This window comes from Syntrophorhabdaceae bacterium (assembly GCA_035541755.1).
In the GTDB taxonomy this organism is placed as follows: domain Bacteria; phylum Desulfobacterota; class Syntrophorhabdia; order Syntrophorhabdales; family Syntrophorhabdaceae; genus PNOF01.
The window spans coordinates 1-11,565 of sequence record DATKMQ010000032.1; the positions used below are offsets into that span (position 1 = coordinate 1).

At 50.8% G+C, this 11,565-nt stretch carries 13 protein-coding genes; 8 read left to right on the plus strand and 5 right to left on the minus strand.

Annotation, left to right across the window (positions count from 1 at the left end; genetic code table 11):
- The first annotated feature begins 200 nt into the window (after positions 1-200).
- The 7 genes from VMT62_02600 to VMT62_02630 all read left to right on the plus strand — a co-directional run bounded on the left by VMT62_02600 (position 201) and on the right by VMT62_02630 (position 5,717).
- Entirely contained in the window at positions 201-365 is a 165-nt protein-coding gene (locus tag VMT62_02600) for a hypothetical protein (protein ID HVN95293.1), read from the plus strand.
- 142 nt (positions 366-507) lie between these two features.
- The gene (locus tag VMT62_02605; GenBank protein HVN95294.1) at positions 508-1,485 is read left to right on the plus strand and encodes a DUF4931 domain-containing protein; all 978 of its coding nucleotides are present in this window, start codon (positions 508-510) and stop codon (positions 1,483-1,485) included.
- 9 nt (positions 1,486-1,494) lie between these two features.
- Complete coding sequence (locus VMT62_02610) at positions 1,495-1,713, plus strand: hypothetical protein (GenBank protein ID HVN95295.1); 219 nt, start codon at positions 1,495-1,497, stop codon at positions 1,711-1,713.
- Between the two features lie 238 nt (positions 1,714-1,951).
- Positions 1,952-4,036 carry an anaerobic ribonucleoside-triphosphate reductase gene (gene nrdD, locus VMT62_02615; protein ID HVN95296.1) on the plus strand — a complete coding sequence of 695 codons (2,085 nt, stop codon included), beginning with the start codon at positions 1,952-1,954 and terminating at the stop codon, positions 4,034-4,036.
- A gap of 63 nt (positions 4,037-4,099) precedes the next feature.
- Entirely contained in the window at positions 4,100-4,363 is a 264-nt protein-coding gene (locus VMT62_02620) for a thioredoxin family protein (GenBank protein ID HVN95297.1), read from the plus strand.
- Positions 4,344-5,129, plus strand: coding sequence for an anaerobic ribonucleoside-triphosphate reductase activating protein (locus VMT62_02625; protein ID HVN95298.1), 786 nt, complete (start codon positions 4,344-4,346; stop codon positions 5,127-5,129). Before VMT62_02620 ends, VMT62_02625 begins: the two co-directional genes overlap by 20 nt.
- A 63-nt stretch (positions 5,130-5,192) precedes the next feature.
- Positions 5,193-5,717 (plus strand): hypothetical protein, encoded by a 525-nt coding sequence (locus tag VMT62_02630; GenBank protein ID HVN95299.1) that lies wholly within the window; start codon positions 5,193-5,195, stop codon positions 5,715-5,717.
- A 77-nt stretch (positions 5,718-5,794) separates the two neighbouring features.
- Here the strand turns inward: VMT62_02630 and rpoD are convergent, their stop codons facing one another.
- Positions 5,795-7,312 (minus strand): RNA polymerase sigma factor RpoD, encoded by a 1,518-nt coding sequence (gene rpoD / locus VMT62_02635; protein HVN95300.1) that lies wholly within the window; start codon positions 7,310-7,312, stop codon positions 5,795-5,797.
- A gap of 243 nt (positions 7,313-7,555) precedes the next feature.
- Here rpoD and VMT62_02640 point away from each other — a divergent pair, with 243 nt between their 5' ends.
- Positions 7,556-8,011 carry a universal stress protein gene (locus VMT62_02640; GenBank protein ID HVN95301.1) on the plus strand — a complete coding sequence of 152 codons (456 nt, stop codon included), beginning with the start codon at positions 7,556-7,558 and terminating at the stop codon, positions 8,009-8,011.
- 13 nt (positions 8,012-8,024) lie between these two features.
- Here VMT62_02640 and radA read toward each other — a convergent pair whose 3' ends face one another.
- The 4 genes from radA to VMT62_02660 all read right to left on the minus strand — a co-directional run.
- Positions 8,025-9,347, minus strand: coding sequence for a DNA repair protein RadA (gene radA / locus VMT62_02645; protein ID HVN95302.1), 1,323 nt, complete (start codon positions 9,345-9,347; stop codon positions 8,025-8,027).
- On the minus strand, positions 9,348-10,139 hold the full coding sequence (locus tag VMT62_02650; GenBank protein ID HVN95303.1) for a sugar phosphate isomerase/epimerase: 792 nt from the start codon (positions 10,137-10,139) through the stop codon (positions 9,348-9,350).
- A complete protein-coding gene (locus tag VMT62_02655) occupies positions 10,136-11,308 on the minus strand; it encodes a Xaa-Pro peptidase family protein (GenBank protein ID HVN95304.1) in 1,173 nt (390 codons plus the stop codon). The genes VMT62_02650 and VMT62_02655 overlap by 4 nt, the downstream gene beginning before the upstream one ends.
- Positions 11,309-11,314: 6 nt before the next feature.
- Positions 11,315-11,565 (minus strand): hypothetical protein (locus VMT62_02660; protein HVN95305.1); only part of this gene is annotated, 251 nt, incomplete at its 5' end.

Genomic DNA, 11,565 nt, shown 5'->3' on the forward strand with positions numbered 1-11,565 from the left:
GAAATGTCTGAGGGCAGGTATTGCCTCAATGGTTCAAATGAAATACCGGTACCGTCTAATCCTGGCATGAACAGAAGTTTCATGATCTTTATAGCCTAAACGATATTGAGTGATCTCACAGCGCTGACCTGTTTCCACTCATTGTATCATCTCTAAAGTCAGTTTCTCAATTAAAGATTATAAGGTAAGTCGGGATGGGCTTGACAAAGACCAAGCCAGTTACCGATTACCGTTGGGAATGCTGGACGGTGAGAAAGATAGGCAAACTGAGGATTACGGTCAATTATGGCTATCTTCTCGGCGCTGGTTCGGTTTCATTGTTCCGGAAGGGAGGACCAGGTATCACGCGTGCTGGAGGGGGCTGATGACGAGCCCCGATATCAGGCGAAAGCCTGCGTCTCGGGTAACCGAGACAGAAGGGGAAGGCTCCGACAGCTTCGCTGGTGGAGGGGGCGACGCGAGCCCCTTACATTGACATAGGTCTCTTTCTGGTCTATGATAGAAAAAATGGCCGAATTAAGAAGAAATCCCCTGTCCGGCGACTGGGTGGTCGTGGGATACGGGGTCACGAGAAGCGGAGGTACGGGCCCCTGTCCTTTCTGTCCCGGCAACGAGTCTTCGACGCCGGCATCAATCAGGGAATATAAAGATTCGGCCGGCGACTGGCTCATCCGGTGTTTTCCCGCGGCTAACCCTGTATTCATGATAGAAGTTGAGGAGAACAAGCGGGCGGAGGGTATGTACGACAAGATGGGCAATGTAGGCGCGCATGAGATCATCGTTGAGAGCAGATCGCATACCAAAACTATGTCCACGTATACGGAGCAGGACCTTTCCATGCTGCTCGAGATGTACCAGGAACGCGTAACCGATCTGAGAAGGGACAAACGCTTCAAGTACGTACAGGTCTTCAAGAACCATGGGGAGCTCGCCGGTTCCTACATCGTACATCCCCACTCACACGTGCTTGCCACGCCGATCGTGCCGGCGGGGATTGCCACAGAGGTCCTCAATACGCGGATGCACTATCTGCAGAAAAGGCGGTGTCTCATCTGTGACATCCTGAATCAGGAGATACGTCAGGGTAAGAGATTGGTGAGCCTGAACAAAAGTTTTGCGGCCATCTGCGTCTTTGCTCCGCGGTTTCCCTATGAGACCTGGGTTGTGCCGAGATCCCATGACGTCTTCTTCGAAGCATTCCGCGATCCCGCCGTGAAGAACGATTTTGTAAGTATCGTACTCGACCTTATGAAAAGGATAGAGCAGCTCACGAGCGCCTACACGCTGGAGATCCACACGGCCCCAACCATGGTATTCAGGGACGCATATAGCGAAGAGGCGCCTATAGAGGATTATTTCCACTGGCACGTGGAGATACTGCCGAGAGACTTCAGGTCTTCGAAGTACAAGCGAGACGACGAATTCCACGTGGTTTCCATAACGCCTGAGCAGGCGGCCGATGCGCTTAAACGAGAGAAAGGGTAGGGAGAGTCTATGAGGATGCTCTGGTTCTGGTTTGTCTTCGGTGTTTTTTTCACGCTCGCCGTCATCATGATAGTTTTTGGCATCCATTTTATCAGCGACATATATTACTACGGCGAGGGGGAGAACATCTTTGGGTCTCTGATAATAGGGATTATCCTTTTGCTTGCAGGAGGGGGGATTCTCTCTTCGACGGTTGCCGAAACGGTGAGAAAATTCTTGAAGAAATGACCCTATGTTTGAAATAATGAAAGATTTTCGATAGTAACAATCCGTAAAAAAAATTCAAAAATTTCCTTGACAATAATAGGGGCACTCAGTTAAAAATAACTACATGTAGTATGGATATTTAGTAAACATACTATATGTAGTATCGAGTGGGGCTATTTTCAGTAATAATTTGGGCAGGATGCGTAATTCGGTTGAGTATTCTTTGCGGGTAGCTGACTAATTTCCAGAAGGGGGTTTCATGGAAACAACGGATTTAAATCTTTTTGTAAGGACATCAGAGGAAAGTATATCCGATTGGGATCGTTCAAAAATAACTGACGCGCTCATTCGGGAGACCCTCATCGATCGTGATACGGCGGACCAAATCAGCAAGGAAGCTGAGCAGATGATCCGGAAATCCGGTATCCAGGTAATTACCGCCCCCCTGATCAGGGAGCTTGTCAATGCGCGACTCATTGAAAAGGGGCTTGAATCCACGCGGAAGATGCATACGAGGCTCGGAATGCCTCTTTATGATGTGGACAGCCTGATCCTTCATCCGAACAAGGAAAATGCAAACGTGCCCCATGGGCCGGAGGCCACGAACCTGACGCTCGCCGAAGGTATCAAGAAGGAATATGCCCTTCTGTCGGTTTTTTCGCAGGAAGTCGCGGACGCACACATGAACGGTGATGTCCATCTTCACGATCTCGGATTTGTGGACAGGCCCTATTGCAGCGGCCAGTCGCTCGAATATATCAAGAAGTTTGGTCTGGACCTGCCTCATTCGCTCTCCATGGCAAAGCCTGCCAAGCATCCTGAGGTGCTTCTTGCCCATCTCGTCAAGTTTGCAGCGGCTCTTCAGAGCCATTTTGCCGGCGCCATCGGATGGGATGCGATTAATATCTTTTTTGCCCCCTACATTGAAGGCATGAGCGACAACGATGTGAAGCAGCTTTCTCAGATGCTTATCTTTGAATTCTCGCAGCAGGCGGTTGCACGGGGCGGGCAGGCGATCTTCACCGATATCAACATTTACTGGGAAGTTCCCAAACATTTTGTCAATGTTCCGGCCATCGGACCGAGCGGCAAATTTACCGGCAAGACGTACGGCGAATATGAGAAAGAGGCGCAACGATTTGCCTGGAGCCTCTTCGAAGTCTTCAAGGAAGGTGACGGCGCGGGCAGGCCATTCTTCTTCCCCAAACCCATCGTTCATATCACGGAGAAGTTTTTCCGTACCGACGGCTATATGGATTTTCTCAATCTCATTTGTGAAGTGGCCGCCGAGAAGGGGAACACCTACTATGTCTTTGACAGGGGTGAGACGGCAAAGATATCGGAATGCTGCCGCTTAAGCTTCAAACTCGAGGAACGTGACCTTCTCGATGCCAGGGAGCCCTGGAGGATGCGCTACTGCGCGCTGCAGAACGTCTCGCTTAACCTTCCGAGGCTTGCATACATGGCAAAGAGGGATGATACGAAGCTTTTCAATCTGCTCACGGATAGGTTTGTCCTGGCGGTGAAAGCCCACAAGGAGAAGAGGGCTTTTATGGAGAAACTCCTCTCCTTGGGTGAGAACGGGCCCCTTGCCCTTCTCGCCATGAATCGCGACGGCATGCCCTATCTCAGGTTCAACCTTGCATCTCACCTGGTGGGCATGGTGGGGCTCAACGAGATGGTGCAGATCCACACCGGTGAGGAGATGCACGAGTCGAAGAAAGCGCTCAAGTTCGGCTTGAGAGTGATAGCCCACATGAACCTTCTTACCGATAAGATACGAAGGCAGGAAAGCATGAAGATCGTCCTGGAACAGACCCCTGCCGAGAGCACCAGTTACCGGTTTGCGAGGCTCGATCTGAGGTATTTCTCCCCGGCATCAGGAAGGGTTGTGAAAGGCGATATCGCTTCAGGTGAGGTATATTACACCAACTCAACGCACCTCAATGTGAAGTACGCCATGAATCCAATCGAGCGGGTGACCACAGAAGGGCTTTTCCATCCTCTGATTGAGGCCGGTTCCATTTCTCATCTCTGGCTTGGAGAGGCTCAACCCTCACGCGAAGCCATTGCGGATTTTGTGATAAAGACCTTTAGGAACACAACGAACGACCAGATAGCCTTTTCTCCCGAGTTTACGACCTGTAACAAGTGCCATCGCACGTCCCGTGGTCTTTCGGACACCTGTTCGTATTGCGGCTCAGCCGATGTGGACGGCATAACGAGGATCACCGGATACTTTACCAAAGTATCGAGCTGGAACAAGGGCAAACTGGGTGAACTCAAAGACCGCCACAGAAATATCGAGTATTTCTCCGAGAAGAGAAAAGCAGTCAACGAATAGCATTGCAAAGGATACGTTTACCTTATTGATGTAGCATGTTCGAATTTCAGACGAGGAGGGGATATGGGTATTGTAAAGATTTTCTACAAAGATGATTGTCCGATGTGTCCGATGGCTAAGAAGCTCAGAGATACCCTTCAGGAACAAAACGTTGCAGTAAATGATTTTAACGTGGGTACGACCGACGGGCTCGCTGAGGCGACGTTCTACCGTGTCATGGCCCTGCCCACGATTCTCATCGAAGACGAAGCGGAGAACTCTGTTCAGGAGTGGAGGGGGAGTGTGCCGCACATCGACGAGGTCATGAATGTCGTGCAAAGGGCTTAATCCCCCCGTAAAAGGGTTTATAGATACAAGCTTTCTGGACTGGAAGGGCCACCTCTCTTCGGTGATCTTCCTTGGCGGATGCAATTTCCGGTGTCCGTTCTGTCACAACAAGGACCTCGTCATAGACCATCAGGCCATGGAAGACATGCCTGTGGAATATATTGTGGCCCATTTCAGGAAATACAAGGACTGGATCGACAGGGTGGTTATTACAGGCGGGGAGCCCACCATCAGCATGGAACTCTTCGGCTTGATCGGCAAGCTGAAGAGCGAGGGTCTTTTTGTCAAACTCGACACGAACGGATCAAACCCCTCAATCGTCAAAGGTCTTGTGAAAGACGGCCTCGTTGATTATGTGGCCATGGACGTCAAGGGGCCCGTTGATCGTTACGAGCGCTGGTGCGGTGTGCCCGTCGACCAAGAATTGATACGGGAGAGCATCGCATTTCTTATGGAAAATACGGTAGACTACGAGTTCCGGATGACGGTTGTGCCCTTTCTCCATCGCGAAGTAGATATTTATGAAGTCGCCTCTCTGATTCGAGGCGCCAGGAGGTTCTTCATCCAGGAATTCAGGCCCGAATCCACCCTGAACCCTGCGTATACGCGCATCCGGCCTTTCCCACCCGATAAAATTGCCAGGATCAAATCCCGCGTGGCCCGTATCATGTCTCGTGATGAGCGGCTCGACAAAGCCCCGGTCCGGCAATATGAGATCGCCAACCAAAAGTCCCACGCGATCACGCACGATCAGCTTCCTTCATGACGCATGCGCGATCACACCGCCCATTGATAAAAGACGATAGACTCAATACCTAGGGAGTACTCCATGACATCAAGACTCAAATCACTTTTGATTGGCGCTTTGACGGTCTCCCTGTTTCTGTGCTGCTCCAAGGCGAATCAGCAAGTCACGGTCCTCAAGAGTTTTCCCCTCGATAGCGTTGAGGGGGTAATCGCCCAGTCTGACGTTCAGCTGGACAAGGACGTGTCGAGTGACGGCAGGGGATCGCTCAAGGTTACCGCTCAGGCACCCATGGTCGTAAAGCTGTTCGAGGTCACGGATCTCAACGTGGAGGACGCCCGGCTGACGTATGAAGCGAAGATAAAGACACAGGGCATAGAGGGCCAGGTATATCTCGAAATGTGGTGCCGCTTCCCGGGCAAGGGGGAATTCTTCTCGCGCGGCCTTCAGTCCACCGCGGCAGGCGACACGAATTGGATGACCATGGAAACGCCGTTTTTCTTAAGAAAGGGAGAAAAGCCTGACATGGTAAAACTTAATCTTGTGATAAACGGCAAGGGAATCGCCTGGATCGACGACATCCGCCTCTTGAAAGGACCGCTCAAATAGCCATTCCGAAAAGCCCCATTCCCCGATAGCCAGGGAAACACAGGGACCCCAAGCGCCCGCGGCGACGGATCCGGTATCTATTCCAGGAAGCTGTCGAGACGTTTGCGTCGTGACGGGTGTTTGAGTTTTCGTAGTGCCTTTGCTTCGATCTGTCTGATACGCTCACGGGTCAGTCCGAATACTTCGCCCACCTCTTCGAGGGTGTAATCGGTCTTTTCCCCGATTCCAAGGCGCATCCTGATGACCTTTTCCTCCCGCGGGGTGAGCGTCGAGAGCACTTTGTCTATCTCCTCCTTCAGGGAAATGCCCACCAGCTCGTTGAAGGGGGAGGGGGATTTGGGATCGGCTATGAAATCGCCGAGCTTGGATTCGTCGTCGCCGATGGGTGTCTCTATGGAGATCGGCTCGTTGGAGACCTTCATAATCTTCCGCACTTTTTCTAAGGGGAGCCCGGCTTTAAACGATATCTCTTCGAGGTTCGGTTCTCTTCCCAGCTCTTGAAACAGCGAGATCGTCACCTTGGTGATCTTGTTCATGGTCTCCAGGACGTGGACAGGGACCCTGATGGTTCTGGCGTAATCGGCGATCGCCCTGGTTATGGCCTGTCGTATCCACCACGTGGAATAGGTGGAGAATTTGTAACCCTTCTGGTAATCGTATTTTTCCGCGGCCTTCATGAGCCCCATGTTGCCTTCCTGAATAAGGTCGAGAAAGGAGAGACCCCTGTTCAGGTATTTTTTTGCGATATTGATGACGAGCCTAAGATTCGCCTGGATAAGCCTGTTCTTCACGGTCTTGAGGCCGTTTTCGATCTCGCCGATCTCCATGAGTCTTCTTTTGACCTTTTTTACTTCTTTGTCATCCATGAATTTCAGCTGTTTGCCTATCTTTCTGATGATTTCTTCGAGGACCTTCTTGTTAAGGTTGAGATTGATCAGGGACTCCTCAATCTTTTGTTCAATGCCCTTGAGTTTCTTCTCGTTCTGTTTCTTCGTAGCCTCGCTCACCCTTCCGGTCAAACTCTTCTGCATGGCCTCTTTTTTATCGTGGTAGCTCCTTATCGAGTTAATAAGCGAGATGGTCTTTTTCTTGTACTTCTCCTCGTCTTTCTTGGTATAGTTCATTTCATCGATATTCTTAATGATATCTATGATGTTGACGGTGTCCTTCTTCAGATGGGAGGAGATTTCCTGCAGCTCGTGAATCGCATGAGGAAGGTCGAAAAGAAGGTTGCGAATCTTACGTTCGCCGTCTTCGATCCTCTTAGCGATCGTATACTCCTCTTCAGAGGTGAGCAGCGAGACCCTTCCGATGTCCTTTAAGTATGCCCAGATGATGTTGTCCGTTCTCTCGGACGGGAACCGCTCGACCTCTCCCCACTCCTGTGTCTCCTCTTCAGGGGTTTCGATCTTTTCCTTAATGGTTTCGACTATGTCTATGTTGGCTTCAGAAAGAAAATCGAAGATATCCTCAATATCTTCGGCGGTAAAGATGTTCTGAGGTAATACATCGTTGATCTCGTCCGGGGTGAGATAGCCTTTCTCCATACCCATATCGACGAGATGTTTAATTTCACTGTGATTTTTTATGCTCATAGCTTCTCCAGGCAGTAAAAAAATGCCCTAATCTCGTGATTAAGGGCATTTTCGTCTATTTTTCCAAGTTTCTATATTTCAAGTATAGCAACTGGGTCGCATTTTTGTCAAGCTGGTTTTTCATGCCTTTATCCAATGTTTTTCGAGTTCGTCGGTATAGTTTTATCGCGCAAAAAATCATTGACTAAACAAAAACCCATGTGTATAAGATCATTTATTAAATATAATCATGGGGAGGAAAAGATGTTTAAGAAGGTTCTCTGCGCCGTGGACTTTTCCGAATTTACCGATCAGATCGTCGGGTATGCCGTGAATATCGCAAAGAAATTTGACGCAGCCCTGCACATGATCCATGTAATCCCCAACCTCACCTATTACACGCCTTACGAATCCTTTCTCACCCCGGAGAACCTGGTGGCCGTGGAAAAGAACATGGAGAAGGGGGTGGACAAAGATTTCGATAAGATTATCAAGAAGATAGACATTCCTGTGAAGAAGACCGTGAGAACCGGTATAACCTTCGTAGAAATCATAGATTACGTAAAAGCCGAATCTATCGACCTTATCGTCATGGGCACCCACGGGAGAAGCGGGATCGAGCATATCCTCATCGGGAGCGTCGCCGAGAAGGTTGTCCGGAAATCGCCCTGTCCGGTGCTTACCATACGGCCCAAGAACCTGCAGTTCAGAATGCCATAGTCCTTTTTGCGAATCAGGCGATATGTTCGTAGAGCTCTTTTAAGTTCCTGAGAGGAACGACGTCTGTGCCATCAATCGGCTCGACCCCTTTGGGGCAGAATATCTTTTTGACGCCAAGGCGGAGACATTCTTTGATTCGCACATCCATGTAGACTATTTTACGGACCTCGCCGGTCAGTCCCACCTCTCCGAAAAAGGCCGCATGTCGGCCCAGGTTCACATCTTTGTAGCTCGACAGGATCGACGCGGCCACGCAGAGGTCCACCGCGGGCTCGTTCACCTTCATGCCACCTGTAATATTCACGTAAATATCCCTGTCGAAGAGGGACTTTCCGATCGCTTTTTCGATAACCGATATGAGGATGAAGAGCCTGTTCACGTCGTATCCAAGAGAGAGCCGGCGCGGCATGGAAAAGTTCGTCTTCTGGGTGATGGCCTGCACCTCGAGAATAATGGGGCGTGAACCGCTCATGTACGGGAAAAGCGTGCTCCCCGAGGCCATTTCATCCCGCTCCGACACAAAGAATTGCGAAGGGTTTTCAACGCTTACAAGTCCGTCCCGTGTCATTTGAAATATGCCCACCTCATCCACGGGGCCGAATCTGTTCTTGATTGCCCTTAACATCCTGTAGGGGAGCATCTTGTCACCTTCAAAGTAGAGAACTGTGTCCACCGTATGCTCAAGGATTTTAGGTCCGGCGATGGCCCCTTCTTTTGTCACATGGCCGATGACGATCATGGTTGTGTCCATAGCCTTGAGTTCCATGGTAAGTCTCGACGAGACATCCTTGATCTGACTCACGCTGCCCGCAAGCATGGGCAGCTTTGTGTTGTAGATAGACTGGATGGAATCGATGATGATGAGGTCGTATCGCGTGGCAGAGGCCGCATCGAGGATGTCATCTAGTTGATTCGTCACGAGGAAGGGAAAGGCGCCGTTGAGCTGCAGCCTCTTTTTTCTTCCTGCAAGCTGTTTCAACGATTCTTCGCCGGACACGTAGAGCACCTTGAGCCCGAGGCGGACCATTTTTGACGCGATCTCAAAACAGAGGGTGGTTTTTCCAATGCCCGGATCTCCTCCGAGCAGGATGGCCGAGCCCATGGTGATGCCGCCACCGAGCACCCGGTCCATCTCATCGATCCCCAGGATGATCCTCTCTTCCGTCACGTCATCATCCGAAACCAGGACGGGCTTCTGCTTTTCATGACGGCTCGTGGTCTCGGCAGGGGTGAATTCCCTCATGGTGTCCCAGTTCATGCATTTGGGGCATCTGCCCATCCATTTGAATGTTTCATACCCGCAGTTTTCGCACACAAAAACGGTCTTCTTCGCCATCTAATCCTTTCCCGCGTGGTGTTTCATATATGATAGCTGAAACGCCATGACCTTGACAAGCAGATCCTTTGCCCTGGGTAATTCCTCGGGAGAGACCTCAAGAGTGATCAGTTCATCATAGCCCGTTTGACGGGCCGTGTTGAGCAGCCTTGCAATGGGAAGATCGCCTCTGCCCGGACAAAGATGACCCTTGAAGGCGCTGTAATCGCTCAGATGGATATTCTTAAGCCGTCCGGTGTTGAATATCTTGAGAAACGTAGCCACCGTATCGCAGCCGAAGGTAGCGAGATGGGTTATATCAAAGGTGAAGAAAAGGTTTCGCTCCATGGCGAAAGGTACAAGAGCTTCTATATCGTTCAGGACATAGGGCGAGAAAGTGCGGCGCTTTCCCAGACGAGGCATGTTCTCGATGGTGAGATGCATGGGCCCAAGATCGAGACGTTTCTGAAAGTCTTCGACGGTTTTAAACCACCGATAGAAGCCTATTTCCATGGCAAGCCATGAAGGGGGGTGGAAATTGACGATCCGCGCATTAAGAGAACGGGCGACCTCTACGGCGCGTTTCAGTCTGTCGACCTTGCCACCCCAGGTTTTCATGTTGACGAAAGGGGCGTGGACGCTCATTGCGGGAAGCGTACTTGCGCACTTCGCCACCCTCGCAAGATACAGGCGGTTGTCGAAGTTCCTGTCGATCACGAGTTCTAAGCCGTCAAAGGCGGCCTCCCGCGCGTATGCAAAGACGTCTTCAATAGGGAGATCGTAGAGACAGCCCGTGGACAAAAGGAATTTCATACGGTAATGATGTCTTCATCGATATCTGTCAATATCCGGTAGCGCCCGTGCTCAATCAGTACGGTATTTTCGATGCCGCAGGCGCCTTTATTGGGGAAGACCATCTTTGGCTCTATGGCGAGGACCATCCCTTCTTCGATGGGGTAGGTATGACTTGCCGCGATAAAAGGGGGTTCGGCTATCTCAATGCCGATGCCGTGCGCGAGAAAACGAACCTGATGCGGCTTATATCCGAGAAAATAATCGCCGTATCCCATGATGCGGGCAAGGTCCACCGAGTATTGAAAAAGTTCCTTACTCGTTACCCCTTCGATGGCCTTGTCGAGAACACGGTAATGGATTTCTCTGCAGGCGTCATAGGCCTTCACGAAGAGCTTGGGCATGGATCCGATGGCGAACATCCGTGTCTCATCGACCTGATAGCCGTGATAGCAGGTGCCGAAGTCGATAAGGATCGGTTCGTTCTTCTTGATTTTTTTGAGGCTCGCTCCTACGGGAAAGGCGGGCGAGAGCCCGAGCCCCCCCATGGGTGAGTCGGCCTGGCTCACGATGCTGCCTGTGTGGCCGCTTAAGATGTGCCAGGTGTAGGCCTCCCAATTGAGCGAGCGAGCCCTCAGCAGCCCTTCGTGTCCTAACGCCTTGGCATGAGCCTCCATCAAGCCTGCCAGCTCGATCTCGCTCATGCCCTCCTTAAGGACTTGGGGCACCAGTGCGTAAACCTTCTTGCTGATAGATGCTGCCTCTTCCATGAGGCCGATTTCAAATGGAGACTTGTATTTTCTCAACTCTTTGGTAAGAGGCGATACGTCGACGCACTCACCGTTACCCAACAGTTCCCTGAATTTGATGACGTCATTATAAGGGAGCACATCGAGCTGCAACCCGACCCGTTTCATGGAAGGGACCTGCCCCGGGACGTCTTTAAAGGAGTGAACATGAACGATGTTCCCTATGGGGGATTCCTTTTTCGCCCTGGTCAACTCCTTCCTCACGAACAGGGTGGGATCGCCGTTGACCGGCATAAAGAAGATTGCGTCCTGCATAGTACCCGACAAGTAGTAATAGTCAATCTTATAGTGAAAAAAGGCCCCGTCAATCGAGGCCTTCTCCATTAAGCTTCTTAACCGGGCAGTCCTTCTGTCGATTTCTTCTTTCGGTGTATAAATCATAAAGCGCTACTTGTCCTTGAACACAGCCTTCCGCTTCTGCATGAAGGCGCTGATCCCTTCGACGGCGTCCTCCGTTTTCATACATCCCTGGAGATAGATCATCTCGGAAACCTTGAGGGCTTCGAGGAAATCTACATTAAGTCCTGCCATGATAGCGCGGCGCGTCCACATGGCCACAGGTTTGCTTTTGTTCAGGAATTCGGCGAGGAATTTCTCTACCCCTTCTTTGAAATTTTCAGTGGGCAATACCACATTGA